The sequence below is a fragment of the Bradyrhizobium sp. SZCCHNPS1003 genome (assembly GCF_032381555.1).
GTDB lineage: Bacteria > Pseudomonadota > Alphaproteobacteria > Rhizobiales > Xanthobacteraceae > Bradyrhizobium.
Window position 1 is genome coordinate 78890 of record NZ_JAUHIU010000022.1, and the last position, 17637, is coordinate 96526.

The following is a 17637-nucleotide window of genomic DNA, read 5'->3' on the forward strand; positions in this document are numbered from 1 at the left end:
CGAACGCGCCTTCCGGAGAAAAGTCATGTCACGTCGTCATCCCATCATCTCGATCACGGGCTCGTCGGGCGCCGGCACCACGTCCGTCAAGAAGACCTTCGAGAACATCTTCCGCCGCGAGAACGTCAAGGCGGCCTACATCGAGGGCGATGCCTTCCATCGCTACAATCGCGAGGAGATGCGCCGCAAGATGGTCGAGGAGGCCGAACTCGGCAACAAGCACTTCAGCCATTTCAGCCCCGACACCAACCTGTTCGAGGAGCTCGAGAAGACCTTCCGCGATTACTCCGAGACCGGCACGGGCATGACGCGCCACTACGTCCATGACGAGGAGGAGGCGCGGCTCTACGACACAAGGCCCGGCAACTTCACCGACTGGACGCGGCTGCCGGAAGAGTCCGATCTTCTGTTCTACGAAGGCCTGCATGGCGCTGTCGTCACCGAGACGGTCAACATTGCCCAGCATGCGGACCTCAAGATCGGTGTCGTTCCGGTCATCAATCTCGAATGGATCCAGAAGCTGCACCGCGACCGTGCCTCGCGCGGCTATACCACCGAGGCGGTCACCGACACAATCCTGCGGCGCATGCCGGACTATGTGAACTACATCATTCCGCAGTTTTCCGAGACCGACATCAACTTCCAGCGTGTACCGACGGTCGACACGTCGAATCCCTTCATCGCGCGCTGGATTCCCACGCCCGACGAGTCGATGGTCGTCATCCGCCTGAAGAATCCGCGCGGCATCGACTTTCCCTATCTGCTCTCGATGATCCAGGGCAGCTTCATGTCGCGCGCGAATTCGATCGTGATCCATGGTTCCAGGCTCGATCTCGCCATGCAGCTCATTCTCACCCCCATGATCATGCAACTGATGGACCGAAAGAGGCGCACGCTATGACCGCCACCGCCGTGCAGACGCTGGCCCCCAAGACTGATAGCAAGACCGATATTAAGGCCGATCCCAGCCATGCGGAGATGGCGAATGCCATCCGCTTCCTCGCGATCGACGCCGTCGAAAAGGCGAAGTCGGGCCACCCCGGCATGCCGATGGGCATGGCCGATGTCGCCACTGTGCTGTATCAGCGCTTCCTGAAGTTCGATCCCGCCGATCCGGCCTGGCCCGATCGCGACCGTTTCGTGCTGTCGGCCGGACACGGCTCGATGCTGCTCTATGCGCTGCTGCATCTGACCGGCTATGAGACGGTCACGATCGATGAGCTGAAGAAGTTCCGGCAATGGGGCGCCAAGACGCCCGGGCATCCGGAATATGGCCACACGCCGGGCGTCGAGACCACGACCGGTCCGCTGGGGCAGGGCATCGCGACGGCGGTCGGCATGGCGCTCGCCGAGCGCCTGATGAACGCGCGCTATGGCGACGATCTGGTCGATCACTACACCTATGTGATCGCCGGCGACGGCTGCCTGATGGAGGGCATCAGTCACGAGGCGATCTCGCTCGCGGGTCATCTCAAGCTGAATCGTTTGATCGTGCTGTTCGACGACAACGGCATTTCGATTGACGGCTCGACCGGACTGGCATGCTCCGACGATCAGCTGGCGCGCTTTGCCGCCTCTGGTTGGACGACCTGCCGCATCGACGGCCATGATCCGGAAGCGATTGCTGCGGCGATCGCAGCGGCGCGGCAGAGCGATCGTCCCAGCATGATCGCGTGCCGGACGACGATCGGCTTCGGTTCACCCGGACGGCAGGGCTCGGAGAAGGCGCATGGCGCGCCGCTTGGGCCGGAGGAGGTCGAGAAGACCCGCGCGGCACTGCACTGGCCCCACCGTCCGTTCGAGGTGCCGGCCGACGTGCTGGTGAGCTGGCGCGAGATCGGCGCGCGAGGCCGCAGCGTGCGCCAGGCCTGGAAGGAGCGTGCGCGCAAGCTGTGCACCGCGGACCGGTCGCCCTGCCACGACGCGCTGAACAAGAAGCTTCCAGCCGCCTATACCGAGCGCATGGCGCAGTTCATCGCGCAGCTCACGGCCGAGCGGCCGAAGATCGCCACCCGCCAGGCCTCGCAGAACGTCATCGATGTCATCGCGACGGTGCTGCCCAATCTGCTCGGCGGCTCGGCGGATCTCACTCACTCCAACCTCACCAAGGCCAAGACGCACAAGTCGGTCACATCAGCGACCATGGACGGCAACTACATCCACTATGGCGTGCGCGAGCATGCGATGGCCGCGGCCATGAACGGCATCGCGCTGCATGGCGGCTTCATTCCCTACGGCGGCACCTTCCTCGCGTTCGCCGACTACAGCCGGCCGGCGATTCGCCTGGCCGCACTGATGGGCATCCGCGTCATCCACGTGATGACCCACGATTCCATCGGCCTCGGCGAGGACGGCCCGACGCATCAGCCGGTCGAGCATGTCGCGAGCTTGCGGGCCATTCCGAACCTTCTGGTATTCCGCCCGGCCGACGCGGTCGAGACGGCGGAAGCCTGGGATTGCGCGCTGCGTGCGGAGACCTCGCCGTCAGTGCTGTGCCTGTCGCGGCAGGCGCTGCCGGCGTTCCGCACCGAGGCATCGGATCACAACAAGGTAGCGCTCGGCGCTTACGTGGTCATCGAGCCCGAGGCCGGTCGCGACGTGACTTTGATTGCGACCGGCTCGGAGGTGGCCATCGCGCTGGAGGCGGCCAAGCTGCTGGCGGCCGAAGGCGTCCAGGCGGCGGTGGTGTCGGCGCCGTGCTTCGAATTGTTCCGCAAGCAGTCGGCAGAGTATCGCGCCGAAGTGCTCGGCCATGCGCCACGCATCGGGGTCGAAGCTGCGATCGAGGGCGACTGGGCGCGCTGGCTCGGTGATGCCGGCGAGTTCGTCGGCATGCAGGGCTTTGGCGCCTCGGCGCCGGCCGAGGTGCTGTATCGCGAATTCGGCATCACGCCTGCGGCGGTCGCCGATGCGGCCATGCGCAACATCATCCGGGCGCGGGCTTCCTGAGCCGCGTCACAGAACAGAACATCGAAACAGGAACGGAGATCAACATGGCGCGGATCACGCTCAGACAATTGCTGGACCATGCTGCCGAGCGCAGCTATGGCGTGCCGGCTTTCAACATCAACAACATGGAGCAGGGGCTCGCGATCATGGAGGCGGCCGCGGCGGTCGACGCCCCCGTGATCATCCAGGCCTCGCGCGGCGCGCGCTCCTATGCCGGCGACATCATGCTGTCGAAGATGATCGACGCGCTGGAGGAGATGTATCCGCAGATTCCGCTCTGCCTGCACCAGGACCACGGCAACGACGAGGCGACCTGCGCCACCGCGATCAAGTACGGCTTCACCTCTGTCATGATGGACGGGTCGCTCAAGGCCGACGCCAAGACCGCGGCGGATTATGACTACAATGTCGACATTACCCGCCGTGTCACTGACATGGCGCATTGGGTCGGCGCCTCGGTCGAGGGCGAACTCGGCGTGCTCGGCTCGCTCGAGCATGGCGGCGGCGAGCAGGAGGATGGTCATGGCCTCGAGGGCAAAGTCAGCCGCGAGCAGCTGCTGACCGATCCGGACCAGGCCGTGGATTTCGTCCGCGCCACCAAGGTCGATGCGCTGGCGATCGCGATGGGCACCTCGCACGGCGCCTACAAGTTCTCGCGCAAGCCGGACGGCGAGATCCTCGCCATGAACGTGATCGAGGAGATCCATCGCCGGCTGCCGAACACGCATCTGGTGATGCACGGCTCGTCCTCGGTGCCCCAGGCGCTGCAGGACATGTTCAATCAGTTCGGCGGCGAGATGCCGCAGACCTGGGGCGTCCCGGTCGAGGAGATCGTGCGCGGCATCCGCCATGGCGTCCGCAAGGTCAATATCGACACCGACTGCCGGCTGGCGATGACCGCGATCTTCCGCAAGGTCGGCGCGTCGTCGAAGGTCGAGTTCGATCCGCGCAAGTTCCTGAAGCCGGCGATGGATTCGATGCGCGAGTTGTGCCGCGAGCGGTTCGAGCAGTTCGGCGCTGCCGGCAATGCATCCAGGATCAAGGTCATTCCGCTCGCCGAAATGGCCAAGCGCTACCGCTCCGGCGCACTCGATCCGCGAGTTGGGGGAATGACTGAAGCTGCCTGACATCCACGGCCATAACGAACATTCAGGAGGAACACATGAACGACCCATCGATCACGGTGCGCGGCAAGGATCGCTACAAGTCCGGCGTCATGGAATACAAGCGCATGGGCTACTGGGAGCCGTCCTATCAGCCAAAGGACACCGACGTGATCGCGCTGTTCCGCGTCACGCCGCAGGACGGTGTCGACCCGACCGAGGCTTGCGCCGCGGTCGCCGGCGAATCCTCGACCGCGACCTGGACCGTGGTGTGGACCGACCGCCTGACGGCGGCCGAGAAGTACCGCGCCAAATGCTACCGCGTCGAGCCGGTGCCGGGCTCGCCCGGCAGCTACTTCGCCTATATCGCCTATGACCTCGACCTGTTCGAGCCGGGCTCGATCTCCAACCTGACGGCCTCGATCATCGGCAACGTGTTCGGCTTCAAGCCGCTGAAGGCGCTGCGGCTGGAGGACATGCGGCTGCCGGTTGCCTATGTGAAGACGTTCCAGGGGCCGGCGACCGGCATCGTCGTCGAGCGCGAGCGGCTCGACAAGTTCGGCCGGCCGCTGCTGGGCGCTACCGTCAAGCCGAAGCTCGGCCTGTCCGGCCGCAACTACGGCCGCGTCGTCTACGAGGCGCTGAAGGGCGGGCTCGACTTCACCAAGGACGACGAGAACATCAACTCGCAGCCGTTCATGCATTGGCGCGAGCGCTTCCTGTACTGCATGGAGGCGGTCAACAAGGCGCAGGCGGCCACCGGTGAGATGAAGGGGACTTATCTCAACATTACCGCAGCGACCATGGAAGACATGTATGAGCGCGCCGAGTTCGCCAAGGAGCTCGGGTCATGCGTTGTCATGATCGACCTCGTGATCGGCTACACCGCGATCCAGTCGATGGCGAAGTGGGCTCGCAAGAACGACATGATCCTGCATCTGCATCGTGCAGGACACTCGACCTATACGCGGCAGCGCGCGCACGGCGTGTCGTTCCGCGTCATCGCCAAATGGATGAGGCTCGCCGGCGTCGACCACATCCATGCCGGCACCGTGGTCGGCAAGCTCGAGGGCGACCCGAACACCACACGCGGCTACTACGACATCTGCCGCGAGGACTTTAATCCGATGCGGCTCGAGCACGGCGTGTTCTTCGACCAGAACTGGGCCAGCCTGAACAAGCTGATGCCGGTGGCGTCCGGCGGCATCCATGCCGGCCAGATGCACCAGTTGCTCGACCTGCTCGGCGAGGACGTCGTGCTGCAGTTCGGTGGCGGCACCATCGGCCATCCGCGCGGCATCGCCGCCGGTGCGACCGCCAACCGCGTCGCGCTGGAGGCGATGATCCTCGCCCGCAACGAGGGCCGCGACTACGTGCATGAGGGCCCGGAGATCCTGGCCAAGGCGGCGCAGACCTGCACGCCGCTGCGCGAGGCGCTGGAGATCTGGAAGGACGTCACCTTCAACTACGAATCGACCGACTCGCCGGACTTCGTGCCGACCGTCACGCCCGCCGCCTAGTCATTATTCGATGCGCCGCCGCGACGCGGGCCGGAGCCCGCTCGCCCGCATCAGCCACATCAGGAGACATCAACATGCGCGTGACCCAAGGCTGCTTTTCTTTCCTACCCGATCTGACCGACGAGCAGATCACGGCCCAGATCCAGTATTGCCTCGAGAAGAATTGGGCCGTGAACATCGAGTTCACCGACGATCCGCATCCCCGCAACACCTATTGGGAGATGTGGGGCCTGCCGATGTTCGACCTGCGTGACGCCGCCGGCATCATGCGCGAGCTGGCCGAATGCCGGAAGATCTATGGCGACCGCTACATCCGCATCTCGGCCTTCGACTCCACCCACGGCTGGGAGTCGACCCGGCTGTCCTTCATCGTCAACCGGCCGCAGAACGAGCCGGGCTTCCGGCTCGACCGGCAGGAAACCGTCGGGCGCAATCAGCGTTATTCGACGCGGTCCTACGCGGCCGAGCGCCCCGAAGGCCAGCGTTACTGATCCCTGGCGGGCGGAGGTCGCTGCTGCGCCTGCAGGTCTGCGGCGTGGCAGGGATCTCCGCCCGGAGCGGCCATATCACCTTCTATTTGCCGTTGCTTCGTTGCTGCCAGGTTCGAAGGCACGGCGATCTGATGCGAGCGTCCCGAACGGAGCACGAGCGGATGATGCAGGCCACGCAGGCGGACACCACCCAGGCGACGCCGGTCGATACCGTCGACCTGCGCCGCGAGTTCGAGAGCGTCGATATTGCGCCCGTGCTGGAGCAGCTCGACCGTGAGCTGGTCGGGCTCGCGCCGGTCAAGACGCGGATCCGCGAGATCGCCTCGCTGCTGATGATGGAGCGGATCCGCCGCAAGATGGGGCTGGCGACGACGTTTCCGACCCTGCACATGTCGTTCACCGGCAATCCCGGCACCGGCAAGACCACGGTCGCGCTGCGCATGGCGGGCATCCTGCACCGGCTCGGCTTCGTCCGTCGCGGCCACGTCATCAGTGTCACCCGCGACGATCTCGTCGGCCAATATATCGGCCACACCGCGCCAAAGACCAAGGAAGTGCTGAAGAAGGCGATGGGGGGCGTCCTGTTCATTGACGAGGCCTATTATCTCTACCGTCCCGAGAACGAGCGCGACTACGGCCAGGAGTCGATCGAGATCCTGCTGCAGATCATGGAGTCGCAGCGCGAGGACCTCGTGGTCATTCTTGCCGGCTATGCCGACCGGATGGAGAAGTTCTTCCAGAGCAATCCCGGCTTCCGCTCGCGCATCGCCCACCACATCGACTTCCCCGACTATTCGGAAGCCGAGCTACTGACGATCTCCGAGATGATGCTGGAGGGACAGAATTATCGCTTCACCCCGGAGGCCCGCGCTGCTTTCGAAAAGTACATCGCCGTCCGGCGCACCCAACCGTTGTTCTCGAACGCGCGCTCGATCCGCAACGCGCTGGATCGGATCCGCCTGCGCCAAGCCAACCGGCTGGTGTCGCGGCTCGACCGCGTGCTGACGTCCGATGACGTGATGTCGATCGAAGCCAGCGACGTGCTGGCGAGTCGCGTGTTCGCCAAGGGCGCCGACGCAGGCGACGGCAGGGCGGAGGCGCAATCATGAGTCTCGCTTTGGTGATGAACGCGCCGCTCGACGATCTCAGGCGCCGCATCGCCGACGCCGGCGCGCTGATCTTCGATGTCGACGGCACCATGGCCGAGACCGAGGAGATCCATCGCGAGGCCTTCAACGAGGCGTTCGTCGCGGTCGGCATCGACTGGCACTGGGGCCGCCGCATCTACAAGGAGCTGCTGCGCGTCGCCGGCGGCAAGGAGCGCATTCGCGCCTTCGACCAGAGGCGGCGCACGGGGCCGCCGCTGAGCGACGCAGTCATTGCCCGGCTTCATCGCATCAAGACGGAGCGGTTTGCCGCGCTGATGGCCGACAAGGGATGCCCATTGCGCCCGGGCGTTCAAGCATTGCTGGGGGCTGCCTCGGCACGCGGGCAGCGGCTCGCGATCGCGACGACGACCACGCGCGCCAATATCGATGCCCTGCTGGCGCCCGTGTTGGGCGTGGATTGGGAGGCAGGATTTGCCGCCGTCGTGGCGGCCGACGATGTCGCGCGCAAGAAGCCTGCGCCCGATGTCTACCTGGAGGTCTTGTCGCAGCTCGATCTACCCGCGGCCAGTTGCATCGCGATCGAGGACTCCGGTAACGGGTTGATGGCTGCGACCCGCGCCGGCGTTCCCGTGCTGATCACGCGCAGCCTCTACTTTCATGACGACACGTTCGACGGTGCGCTCGCTGTGCTCGACGATCTCGTGGAGTTTGTTGCCTGAGGTATTTTGAGGTGCCTGTGCTGATGCATTGCCGATTATGTACGCCACCATGCGCATAGCCGCGTGGCGTAGTTGTTCTATTGCCGTCTCGACAAGAACGTGTAATCCCTTAACGATATGTCTTCATGTCGAGTCGAGGTCGTTGAGTATGGCCCGCACGCAGGCCAAATTGAAACGTACGGACGTTGCACGCACGGAAGCGTTTCGCGGGCGGGTGGGACGGCCGCCGAAGGCGCTGGCTGGAAACATCGAGGAACGTATTCTGGACGCTGCGCGCGCGGTGTTTCTCGAGCGCGGCTTTGACGGCGCCAGCATCGACGAGATCGCCGAACGCGCCCCCGCCAGCAAGCCGACGATTTATGCCCGATACACCGGCAAGGCCGCCTTGTTTGCCGCCGTCGTCGAGCGCTCCATCAACGACGTGATGAATCTCGGGGCCTACACGCCGGTCGCCGGCACTGCACAGGAAAAGCTGGTTGGACTTGCCATCGCCATCGTCGATCGCGCGCTGAAGGAATCGCTCGGATTGTTACGGGTCACAATCGGGGAGGCCTACCGGTTTCCCGATCTCAGTTGTCAGTTTCATGACGTCTCGCGCAAGCGCGCCACACATGCCGTGGCGGCGCTGCTCGCCGAGACGATCGGCGTCTCGGCCATGACCGCCCGCCGGACGCCGTCGAAGGCGTCGGCGGCCTCCGCCGAGATCTTCATCGACCTGATCGTCATGCCGGTGATCATGCGCTCGCTGATGGGCGAGAGCGAACGGACGATCCGCAGGGAGCTGCCCGGCTTCGTCCGTGACCGGGTCAAGATTTTCCTGGCGCTGCAGCCGAAGGCCTGAGCAGCGCGATCAGCGCCGCCGCAGCAATGACGGTTCGAGCGTCACCTGCTTGAGATCGTTGCCGCTGACGACGACCACGATGAAGGCGAGCTTGCCGTCCTTGTTCATCAGGCCGCCACTGATCGCCCGGCCGGCCGCCGAGCGCTCGGCGATCCGAATCGCATCCGACATCTTGAGCCGGACCGTGGTGAGGGCGGCCAGGCTGTTACGGTCGCTTTCGCTCAGTCCGTCCACGGTCGAGAACAGCACGCTGTTGCGCACCTTTGCCGTGGTGCCGTCGATGTCGGATTCCCAGATCCGTCCGCGCTGCAGGGTTCGGACCTTGTAGATGGGGGCGTCGAGCCCACCCTCGAAGCTGATGTCCGCGGTCTTGGAGCCAGGATGAATCCTTTCGGCGATCCGCAGCGCCTGGTGCAGTGACACCTCCGTCCGCCTGAACTTGTCGAGCTCGCGATCAATCGTCTCCTGGCTCAGCGCCGGATCGGTGGAGGCTTGCGGATCACCCTCCGTCTGCATGCCGGTGCCGGTTCCGGCGACGGCGTGCGCCAGGGGAGTCCATGACAGCAGGATCAAGGTCAACAGAATGATTCGTTTCATGACGGCCTGCTGTCTCCGATCTCGGTCGGTGCTTGTAGAGCATTCCCTTGGGAAACGGTTGCGATAAAACGAAACTGTATCGTTTTATAATTGTCGATGGCGCGGTTGTCAAGGTAACGGCGCCGGCGGCGTCTGGGTCCAGAAGCGACCCGAGCGCGCGCCGTCATAGCCAAGGGTGTAGAGCGAGCGCATGTAGTCGGTGTCGAAGCCGACGCCTTGGCCCTCGGGGACGGACGGGTCGATCGCCGTCATGTTGAAGGCTAGGCCATTGTGCCGGGCGAACTGATAGGTGGCCGAGAGGTAGCTCCGGATCTCGCGTTTGCTCTTCATGGCCAGCGAGCGGATCGCGATCGCCTTGGCGCTGTTTTCGACCGGCTGGAAATCGGTGGACGTCCGGCCGTTCATGATGATGTAGATGGCGGGCCTCGCTGAGGCCATGCGCCGCGATGATTCGGGCTGCATCAGCAGACGGTCCGGAAAGGTGAACACCTGGGTCGAGACACCGCCGTCGACATGCATCTCCTCGATCGGCTTGCCGTCGGAGGAGGCCGCGATCAGCGACGGCGGAAACGCCACGGGAACGCTGGCGGACGCGGTCAGGACCTGCCGGAACAGGTCGAGCGCGCGTGGCGTCCGCGCCGAGGCGATCTCACCCATGTTCCACAACACCGGGCGCCCCGCGTCCAGGTCGGTGGTCACGACGAACAGTCTCCGGCCCTTGGCGTGTTCTCTGGCGATCGCCGCGAGCAGGTCCGGCGTCGTGTAGTGGCTGATCGCGTCGCGGAGCGGCTGCCCATCGAACAGGGATGAGCCGAACACGGCGTTGAGCGCGTTGGGGGAGGCCGCGAACGAGCTGGCGAGCCCGCTCGTATACATCTCCTTCAGCGTCGCATCGTAGGCTGGCCCGAGGAAGGCGAACGGAGCGATCAGCGCGCCGGTGCTGACGCCCGAGACGATCGTGAATTCGGGACGAGCGCCGCTTTCGCTCCAGCCGTTGAGAACGCCGGCGCCGAATGCGCCGTCGCCGCCGCCGCCGGACAGCGCAAGATAGGCGAAGGGCTTGCCCGGTTGCGGCTGCGGCTTGAACGCGGCGTTGTCGAAGCTCGCGGCCGGCGCATCGGCCCACATCCGGATCGCGCGAAAGCCGTCGATCGTGGCGCGTTTGGCATCGTCGGCCGAATAGGCCGCGCGCTGAACGGCGGCACAGCCGCCGAGCAGGAGAGCCAGGCTGCAGAACGCGGCCAGACTCCCTGCCGCTCGGATCCAACGCGATCGCACGTCCCACCTATCCGTTCACTAAACGAAACCGTATAGTATTGTTATTGCGATTTGATCAAGCCCGAAGGCGATCGACGCGTATCCGCGGATCACGATTGCGGGAGCTGGATCTTGGAACCTGCACGGCAGCCTGGGCCGATCGTCCTGCTGCTCGATCACAGGCGGCGCTCGGCGCGTTCATCTGCGGCTCACGCGCCGCCGGCTATGATTTTCTTCCATTTCCGATAGGTTGTCGCCGTTTCAACCAGGGGCGGCCGATATTGCCGCGCAGCGGCGCCTGATGTTCCGACAGGGGCACGATGCAGGCCGCATCGGCGGACGCGACCAGAGGAGTCTGAATGATCAACCGGCGGGCCATGATCACCTTCACGTTCACTGCCGCGACGCTGCTCGCAGCCTGCGGCGGCGTTGCGCAGGCGGCGCAGTGCGGCTCGTCGCCGGCGGGGTTCGAGGCGTGGAAGCGCGAATTCAGCGAGGAGGCGAGGGCGAAGGGCGTCGGCGGCACCGCGATCGCCGCGCTGATGCAGACCAACTACGCCTCGGCGACGGTCGCCGCCGATCGCGGCCAGCGCAGCTTCCAGCTCTCGCTCGATCAGTTCCTCGCCAAGCGCGGGGCTGCGGCGATCGTCGCGCGCGGCCGCCAGCTCAAGCAGTCGCAGGCGGCGATGTTCGCCTCGATCGAGCAGCGCTACGGCGTGCCGCCCGGACCCCTGATCGCGATCTGGGGCATGGAAAGCGCGTTCGGCAGCCAGCGCGGCAATCAGCACATGCTGTCGTCGATCGCGACGCTCGCCTATGATTGCCGCCGTCCGGAGTTCTTCACCGACCAGCTCTATGCCGCGCTCAAGCTGATCGACCGCGGCGTGCTCTCGGGCAACACCCGCGGCTCGATGCATGGCGAGGTCGGGCAGACGCAATTCATGCCGAAGAACATCCTCGCTTACGGAGTCGGCAATCTCGACGTCGCCGCCAACGCGCTGGCCTCGACCGCGAACTTCCTGCGCGCCAACGGCTGGAAGGCAGGCGCCGGCTATCAGCCGGGCGAGCCGAACTTCGCCGCCATCGAGGCCTGGAACGCCGCCGGCGTCTATCAGAAGGCGATCGCGCTGATGGGCCGCCAGATCGATGGCGGCGGCTCGGCCGCGGCGCGCTGACAGGCTTGCGACTGGCAAGCATGTCGAAATGAAAGAAGCGGCGCTTCATCACTGAAGCGCCGCCTCGCATTATTCTCGGTCAGTCAGCTTCTCGACTTAGGCCTTCAGCTCGAACCGATCCAGGTTCATCACCTTGGTCCAGGCGGCGACGAAGTCCCTGACGAACTTCTGCTTGGCATCCGAGCTCGCATAGACCTCGGCGAGCGCCCGCAACTGCGAGTGTGAGCCGAAGATCAGGTCGGCGCGGGTGGCCGTCCACTTGATCGCGCCGGACTTGCGGTCGCGGCCCTCGAAGGTGTGCTCGCCCTGATCGACCGGCCGCCACACCACGCCCATGTCGAGCAGGTTGGCGAAGAAGTCGTTCGTGAGTGTCTCGGTCTGCGCCGTGAACACGCCATGCTTGGAGCCGTTGGCGTTGGCGCCGAGCACGCGCAGGCCGCCGACCAGCACGGTCATCTCCGGCGCGGTCAAAGTGAGCAGTTGCGCCTTGTCGACCAGCAGCTCCTCGCCCGACAGCCACTGCTGGCCGCTGAGATAGTTGCGGAAGCCGTCATATTTCGGCTCGAGCACCGCGAACGACTCGACTTCGGTCTGCTCCTGCGAGGCATCGGTGCGGCCGGGCACGAACGGCACGGTCACCTCGACGCCGGCCTTCTTGGCCGCCGCTTCGACGCCGGCATTGCCGGCCAGCACGATCAGGTCGGCGAGCGAGATCTTCTTGCCGCCGGTGGCCGATGCGTTGAACTCCTTCTGGATGCCCTCGAGCGTCGAGAGCACCTTGGCGAGCTCAGCCGGGTTGTTGACCGCCCAGTCCTTCTGCGGAGCGAGACGAATGCGCGCGCCATTGGCGCCGCCGCGCTTGTCCGAGCCGCGGAAGGTCGAGGCCGAGGCCCAGGCCGTCGACACCAGTTGCGACACCGACAGGCCAGAGGCGAGGATCTTCGCCTTGAGCGACGCGATGTCGTTGTCGTCCACGAGCGGATGGTCGACCGGCGGCACCGGATCCTGCCAGATCAGATCTTCCTTCGGCACCAGCGGGCCGAGGTAGCGCACCTTCGGACCCATGTCGCGATGGGTCAGCTTGAACCAGGCGCGGGCGAAGGCATCGGCGAACTGATCCGGGTTCTCCATGAACCGGCGCGAGATCTTCTCGTAGGCCGGATCGAACCGCAGCGCGAGGTCGGTGGTCAGCATCGACGGCGCGTGGCGCTTGGACTTGTCATGCGCATCCGGCACGGTGTTGGCGCCGGCGCCATGCTTCGGCTTCCACTGGTGCGCGCCGGCCGGGCTCTTGGTCAGCTCCCATTCATAGCCGAACAGATTCCAGAAGAAGTTGTTGCTCCACTTGGTCGGCGTCGTCGTCCAGATCACTTCGATGCCGGAGGTGATGGTATCGCCGCCCTTGCCGGAGCCGTACTTGCTGGCCCAGCCGAGACCCTGCTGCGCGATGTCGGCGCCTTCCGGCTCGGCCCCGACCAGCGACGCATCACCCGCGCCGTGGGTCTTGCCGAAGGTGTGACCGCCGGCGATCAGCGCCACCGTCTCTTCGTCGTTCATCGCCATGCGGGCGAAGGTCTCGCGGATGTCGTGCGCGGCAGCCAGCGGATCGGGATTGCCGTTCGGGCCTTCCGGGTTGACGTAGATGAGGCCCATCTGCACGGCAGCGAGCGAGCCTGCGAGCTCGCGGTCGCCGCTGTAGCGCTCGTCGGCAAGCCACTTGCCCTCGGGGCCCCAATAGATGTCCTGCTCGGGCTCCCAGGTATCGGCGCGACCACCGCCGAAGCCGAAGGTCTTGAAGCCCATCGATTCCAGCGCGACGTTGCCGGTCAGCACGAACAGGTCGGCCCAGGAGATCTTCTGGCCGTACTTCTGCTTGATCGGCCACAGCAGGCGGCGGGCCTTGTCGAGGTTGGCGTTGTCCGGCCAGCTGTTCAGCGGCGCAAAACGCTGCTGACCAGTGCCGGCGCCGCCACGGCCATCGCCGATGCGATAGGTGCCGGCGGCGTGCCAGGCCATGCGGATGAACAGCGGACCGTAATGGCCGAAATCGGCCGGCCACCATTCCTGCGAATCCGTCATCAGCGCGTGCAGATCCTTGACCAGCGCGTCGAGATCGAGGCTCTTGAATTCCTTGGAGTAATCGAACGCCTCGCCGAGCGGATCGGAGAGGTTCGAGTGCTGATGCAGGACCGACAGATTGAGCTGGTTCGGCCACCAATCCTTGTTCGAAAATCCCTTCAAGCCGCCCGAGAACGGGCACTTGCTGACGTCATCCATGTTTGCCTCCTGACGTGATCGTCATGGTTCCCCCCTGGGGTGGGAGCCGGGACCCTACGCGGCTACTTCGATCAGGGGAAATTGAGATTGATGATCATAACGATAAGATTATCTGATGATGTGGTGTGACGCTGTCCAAACGCATATGGACGCGGTGCGTTACCTCCGCATCTCAAGATTGTGGTCAGGAAAATTGACTTCGCGACGCTGATCGATAAGATAATCTGATGATACATTTGACGATGCGGCAGCTTCGCTATTTCGACGCGCTGGCGCGTCTGGGGCATTTCGGCCGCGCCGCCGAGGCCTGCGCGATCTCGCAGCCGGCGCTGTCGATGCAGATCAAGGAGATGGAGGAGGCGCTCGGCGGCGTGCTGCTGGAGCGCAACGCCCGCCAGGTCGTGCTGACCCGGTTCGGCGAGCAGCTCGCCGAGCGCGTGCGCGAGATCCTGCGCTCGGTCGATGAGCTCGGCGACTTCGCCCGCGCCTCGCGCGACAAGCTCACCGGCCGGCTCCGGCTCGGCATGATCCCGACGATTGCGCCTTATCTGCTGCCCAAGGTGATCGGGAACCTGACGCGCAAACATCCCGAGATCGACATCCACGTCCGCGAGTCCAAGACGCCGACCTTGATCGAGGAGCTGATCGAGGGCCGCCTCGATGCCGCCATCGTCGCGCTGCCGGTCTCGGAGCCGTCGCTGACTGAGGTCGCGCTGTTCGCGGAGAACTTCCTGCTGGTGCGGCCGCCGGAATATGAAGGGGCGGCGGTGCCGAGCAGCGAGATGCTGCGCGAGATGCGGCTGCTGTTGCTGGAGGAGGGGCACTGCTTTCGCGACCAGGCGCTGTCGTTCTGCAACATGCAGGCGCCGCGCGAGATGCTCGATGCCTCCTCGCTGTCGACCCTGGTGCAGATGGTGGGCGCCGGCATGGGCGTGACGTTGATTCCGGAGATGGCGGTCGGCGTCGAGACGCGCTCGGCGTCGGTGTCGCTGGCGCGCTTCGCCGATCCGCAGCCGCAGCGTACGGTCGGCATGGTCTGGCGCAAGACCAGCCCGCTCGCCAAGCAACTGATGCAGATTTCCGAGATCGTCGGCAGCGCGGCCCAGGGTCTGCGCAAGCAGGCCGCGGCCGGGCAGGGCCGCAAGCGGCGAGGGTGAGCGCAGACGTCGTGCGTTTCTCCCGGAACGTTCCGCGATGCGGAGATTTGTCCGTCTCCTGCCGGAGAAGGAGAACGGGCGGCAGCAGCTCTCTACGGCTATGTCGGCGTCGGCTACGGGCCGTACTACGGTCGTCCATACGATGCCCGTCCATATTGGCGGCACCGCTATCATGGTTGGGTGCTCCTTGGCGCGGCCCGTGGTGGTGAGATCGGCCGATTGATCCTCTGACACGAGATCGTCTGCGCGCCAGATCGCGCAGGCGATCTGGCGTGACGGCTAGCCGGCTGACGAGACCTCCGCTGCGCCCCGCTGGGTCGGAACGCGCCGTCGTGATGGCCCCTGATGTCCTGCTTTCCCATGGCATAAGTCTTGTATCGATCTCCGCGAGCGGTTGAACGTCCGACGCGCATGCGGTGTGGCGATGCCGTCGGATTGTGATCTCGGTCGGTCGGTTCGCCGCTCGCGCGGCTTGCTGGTCGAGACCGCGTGCCTGGAGAACGGTCCATGTCTGAGTCGCGCAATGCCCGGGAGCTCTGGGCTGCCACGATTATCGATTGGCTCATCGAGAACGCGAGCCTCAGGCGGGAGCGCGTCGACCTCGCGCGGAAGTTCACCCAGGAGCCCTACAATCTAAGCGTCGTCAGGGTCCTGACCATGATGGACGAACTCGTTGCGCGCCACAATGCAGCGAGCGGCGCCAGCCTCGTGCTGTCGCAGAACTGGCGCCTGGCGCATCGCAGCCACACGGTCGGTGACTTCATCGCGGCTTTCCTGCAACTGGTGCTTCCCGAGGGGCGCGGCGCCACAACGGACGACGCCGCGAGGGACAACGGCGTAGCGACGCCCGGCGACGCGTCGGAAAGCCGACAGGGCCGGACGCAGTCGCGCCGCATCGATGCGCTGCGGGCTAGTCCGGGCGGCGACTGGAAGCCGGTCGATTTCGAGATCATCGCCTCGCAATACGCGATCAAGTTTCGCAAGATCACCGGCACCCACGAGGTGTTCCTGCATCCCGCGGTCCCGAATTGCGTGACGATCCCGCTGAAGGCGAGGATCAGGCCGCCGCATGTCCGGGCCTTCGTGGCGATGATCGACGGAATGGACGAGGCGGCGCGATGAGCGATTCCCGCGTCTATGCCTATGAGGTCACGGCGCTCGGCGCCGAGGATGGCGGCGGCTTTCTCGTCACCTTCCCTGACATTCCCGGGGTCATCGGCATCGGCGCCCACGCTGAGGAGGCGGTTGCCGACGGTCAGCAGGCGCTGTTGGCATGTCTCGACGCGCTCAAGGCCGTCGATCGCGGGCCGCCGGTCCCGGCCGCGGCGCGAGCTACCGTGCCGCTGGCGTGATTCTTGATGTGAGGTCCGGGACGCCAATGCGACGGGAGACAGCATGCCATTGACAGAGGACGCCATCCAGGTCGGCAAGTGCTACAAGACGAAGATCGCCGAGAGCTACAAGGTGCTGTCGATCACGCGCGGCATCGTCACCTATCAGACGCTGACCTCGCCCTTGCGCATCAACACCGGCATCAAGGCGTTCGCCGACGCCGTCTACAAGGAGATCAACTGTCCGCGGCAGGGCTAGCGATCCGGCGGCGGCCGTATCGTGCGGCACGCGGACCGGGGGCAGGCGGCAGGCTCGGGGCGGACAGAGAGCGCACCACCTCTCCTCCGTCATTGCGAGGAGTGTCAGCGACGAAGCAATTCAGACTGCTTCTACGGAAAGACTCTGGATTGCGTCGCTGCGCTCACAATGACGTGGAGAAGGCTCGCCTTTGTTCACGCGCTGCGGAGGTAGGAATGAAAGTCGAACAGCGCGATGACGGCGTGCTGGCCGTCGTCGACGAGGAAGGCCGCGTCTGGGCGCAATGCGCGCGGTCCTCGCAACATGCCGATGAGACGGATTACGTGATCGAGGGGCCCCTCAGTGGATTCGTCTATGAGGACGGCACGTTCACGGCGGACAGCGAGCAGGCCTTCCGCGCCTGGCTCGCCGACCGCCTGATCAGCGACGAGATCTTCCATGTGAAGGACAGGGAGACCGCGTTGGCTCTGTGCCGGCGTATCGCGATCGTGGCCCGCGAGATCCTGAAGGACAAGGCAGGCCCGGCTCATTGTTGAGTGTCCCTGCGTTCCGCGGCGCCATCGCAGATCCCGATCCGGGCCTCAGCCGAGGTCCGGCCTTCCTCGCGCGCTCTCCTCATTCAGAGGGACATGATCGATGCACGACCTGGGCGCAGTGCGCCGCGTGGGATGAGCGGCAAGGTATCGATCGGCCTCGTTGATTTTGCTGCGTTCTCGTTCGATTTCGATTGAGTTCGTTGCGGTTTGTTCGGATCGTTTCTGGTGCGGCCCGTCGGGGGCAACATCCTCTCTAGGCTGAAACAGGGGTTCGATTCCCTAGAGAACCTTAAGATCACTTGGCAATCAGGGGGCC

At 65.0% G+C, this 17637-nt stretch carries 17 protein-coding genes; 14 read left to right on the forward strand and 3 right to left on the reverse strand.

Features of this window, described 5'->3' with window-relative positions; all coding sequences use genetic code 11:
• The first annotated feature begins 25 nt into the window (after positions 1-25).
• From QX126_RS29150 to QX126_RS29185, 8 genes are all read left to right on the forward strand, one after another.
• Positions 26-901, forward strand: coding sequence for a phosphoribulokinase (locus QX126_RS29150; protein ID WP_315733741.1), 876 nt, complete (start codon positions 26-28; stop codon positions 899-901).
• Complete coding sequence (gene tkt, locus QX126_RS29155; RefSeq protein WP_315785542.1) at positions 898-2949, forward strand: transketolase; 2052 nt, start codon at positions 898-900, stop codon at positions 2947-2949. The genes QX126_RS29150 and tkt overlap by 4 nt, the downstream gene beginning before the upstream one ends.
• A 44-nt stretch (positions 2950-2993) precedes the next feature.
• The gene (gene fba / locus QX126_RS29160; protein WP_315733737.1) at positions 2994-4076 is read left to right on the forward strand and encodes a class II fructose-bisphosphate aldolase; all 1083 of its coding nucleotides are present in this window, start codon (positions 2994-2996) and stop codon (positions 4074-4076) included.
• 35 nt (positions 4077-4111) lie between these two features.
• Positions 4112-5572 carry a form I ribulose bisphosphate carboxylase large subunit gene (locus QX126_RS29165; protein WP_315778468.1) on the forward strand — a complete coding sequence of 487 codons (1461 nt, stop codon included), beginning with the start codon at positions 4112-4114 and terminating at the stop codon, positions 5570-5572.
• 74 nt (positions 5573-5646) lie between these two features.
• Positions 5647-6063 (forward strand): ribulose bisphosphate carboxylase small subunit, encoded by a 417-nt coding sequence (locus QX126_RS29170; protein ID WP_315733734.1) that lies wholly within the window; start codon positions 5647-5649, stop codon positions 6061-6063.
• 164 nt (positions 6064-6227) lie between these two features.
• Positions 6228-7172, forward strand: coding sequence for a CbbX protein (gene cbbX / locus QX126_RS29175; protein ID WP_315735640.1), 945 nt, complete (start codon positions 6228-6230; stop codon positions 7170-7172).
• A complete protein-coding gene (locus QX126_RS29180) occupies positions 7169-7891 on the forward strand; it encodes an HAD-IA family hydrolase (protein ID WP_315785545.1) in 723 nt (240 codons plus the stop codon). Before cbbX ends, QX126_RS29180 begins: the two co-directional genes overlap by 4 nt.
• Before the next feature lie 148 nt (positions 7892-8039).
• Positions 8040-8732: a TetR/AcrR family transcriptional regulator gene (locus QX126_RS29185; RefSeq protein WP_315735638.1), complete on the forward strand. Its 693-nt coding sequence runs from the start codon at positions 8040-8042 to the stop codon at positions 8730-8732.
• A 9-nt stretch (positions 8733-8741) separates the two neighbouring features.
• On the opposite strand, the gene QX126_RS29190 is transcribed toward QX126_RS29185, so the two are convergent.
• Together QX126_RS29190 and QX126_RS29195 are read right to left on the reverse strand one after the other, a co-directional pair.
• Positions 8742-9329, reverse strand: coding sequence for a PepSY domain-containing protein (locus QX126_RS29190; RefSeq protein ID WP_315778465.1), 588 nt, complete (start codon positions 9327-9329; stop codon positions 8742-8744).
• A gap of 108 nt (positions 9330-9437) precedes the next feature.
• Positions 9438-10607: a patatin-like phospholipase family protein gene (locus tag QX126_RS29195; RefSeq protein ID WP_315785548.1), complete on the reverse strand. Its 1170-nt coding sequence runs from the start codon at positions 10605-10607 to the stop codon at positions 9438-9440.
• Between the two features lie 338 nt (positions 10608-10945).
• On the opposite strand from QX126_RS29195, the gene QX126_RS29200 reads away from it, so the two are divergent.
• A complete protein-coding gene (locus QX126_RS29200; protein WP_409998861.1) occupies positions 10946-11761 on the forward strand; it encodes a lytic transglycosylase domain-containing protein in 816 nt (271 codons plus the stop codon).
• A 96-nt stretch (positions 11762-11857) separates the two neighbouring features.
• Here QX126_RS29200 and katG read toward each other — a convergent pair whose 3' ends face one another.
• A complete protein-coding gene (katG, locus tag QX126_RS29205) occupies positions 11858-14038 on the reverse strand; it encodes a catalase/peroxidase HPI (RefSeq protein WP_315785551.1) in 2181 nt (726 codons plus the stop codon).
• Between the two features lie 227 nt (positions 14039-14265).
• Between katG and QX126_RS29210 the strand changes: the two genes are divergently transcribed.
• The 5 genes from QX126_RS29210 to QX126_RS29230 all read left to right on the forward strand — a co-directional run bounded on the left by QX126_RS29210 (position 14266) and on the right by QX126_RS29230 (position 17321).
• On the forward strand, positions 14266-15195 hold the full coding sequence (locus QX126_RS29210; protein WP_315785554.1) for a hydrogen peroxide-inducible genes activator: 930 nt from the start codon (positions 14266-14268) through the stop codon (positions 15193-15195).
• Between the two features lie 507 nt (positions 15196-15702).
• Complete coding sequence (locus QX126_RS29215; RefSeq protein WP_315785557.1) at positions 15703-16317, forward strand: hypothetical protein; 615 nt, start codon at positions 15703-15705, stop codon at positions 16315-16317.
• On the forward strand, positions 16314-16547 hold the full coding sequence (locus tag QX126_RS29220) for a type II toxin-antitoxin system HicB family antitoxin (RefSeq protein ID WP_315733720.1): 234 nt from the start codon (positions 16314-16316) through the stop codon (positions 16545-16547). Before QX126_RS29215 ends, QX126_RS29220 begins: the two co-directional genes overlap by 4 nt.
• A gap of 43 nt (positions 16548-16590) precedes the next feature.
• A complete protein-coding gene (locus QX126_RS29225) occupies positions 16591-16785 on the forward strand; it encodes a hypothetical protein (protein ID WP_315733718.1) in 195 nt (64 codons plus the stop codon).
• 215 nt (positions 16786-17000) lie between these two features.
• Entirely contained in the window at positions 17001-17321 is a 321-nt protein-coding gene (locus QX126_RS29230) for a hypothetical protein (protein WP_315785559.1), read from the forward strand.
• Positions 17322-17637: the final 316 nt, after the last annotated feature.

What these genes read in the sequence shown, in the direction of transcription:
- cbbX (WP_315735640.1), top strand. Translation starts at nt 6,228, where the DNA reads ATGCAGGCCACGCAGGCGGACACCACCCAGGCGACGCCGGTCGATACC.
- katG (WP_315785551.1), bottom strand. Translation starts at nt 14,038, where the DNA reads ATGGATGACGTCAGCAAGTGCCCGTTCTCGGGCGGCTTGAAGGGATTT.
- tkt (WP_315785542.1), top strand. Translation starts at nt 898, where the DNA reads ATGACCGCCACCGCCGTGCAGACGCTGGCCCCCAAGACTGATAGCAAG.
- QX126_RS29225 (WP_315733718.1), top strand. Translation starts at nt 16,591, where the DNA reads ATGCCATTGACAGAGGACGCCATCCAGGTCGGCAAGTGCTACAAGACG.
- QX126_RS29230 (WP_315785559.1), top strand. Translation starts at nt 17,001, where the DNA reads ATGAAAGTCGAACAGCGCGATGACGGCGTGCTGGCCGTCGTCGACGAG.
- fba (WP_315733737.1), top strand. Translation starts at nt 2,994, where the DNA reads ATGGCGCGGATCACGCTCAGACAATTGCTGGACCATGCTGCCGAGCGC.
- QX126_RS29180 (WP_315785545.1), top strand. Translation starts at nt 7,169, where the DNA reads ATGAGTCTCGCTTTGGTGATGAACGCGCCGCTCGACGATCTCAGGCGC.
- QX126_RS29220 (WP_315733720.1), top strand. Translation starts at nt 16,314, where the DNA reads ATGAGCGATTCCCGCGTCTATGCCTATGAGGTCACGGCGCTCGGCGCC.
- QX126_RS29200 (WP_409998861.1), top strand. Translation starts at nt 10,946, where the DNA reads ATGATCAACCGGCGGGCCATGATCACCTTCACGTTCACTGCCGCGACG.
- QX126_RS29215 (WP_315785557.1), top strand. Translation starts at nt 15,703, where the DNA reads ATGTCTGAGTCGCGCAATGCCCGGGAGCTCTGGGCTGCCACGATTATC.
- QX126_RS29190 (WP_315778465.1), bottom strand. Translation starts at nt 9,329, where the DNA reads ATGAAACGAATCATTCTGTTGACCTTGATCCTGCTGTCATGGACTCCC.
- QX126_RS29170 (WP_315733734.1), top strand. Translation starts at nt 5,647, where the DNA reads ATGCGCGTGACCCAAGGCTGCTTTTCTTTCCTACCCGATCTGACCGAC.
- QX126_RS29150 (WP_315733741.1), top strand. Translation starts at nt 26, where the DNA reads ATGTCACGTCGTCATCCCATCATCTCGATCACGGGCTCGTCGGGCGCC.
- QX126_RS29185 (WP_315735638.1), top strand. Translation starts at nt 8,040, where the DNA reads ATGGCCCGCACGCAGGCCAAATTGAAACGTACGGACGTTGCACGCACG.
- QX126_RS29210 (WP_315785554.1), top strand. Translation starts at nt 14,266, where the DNA reads ATGATACATTTGACGATGCGGCAGCTTCGCTATTTCGACGCGCTGGCG.
- QX126_RS29165 (WP_315778468.1), top strand. Translation starts at nt 4,112, where the DNA reads ATGAACGACCCATCGATCACGGTGCGCGGCAAGGATCGCTACAAGTCC.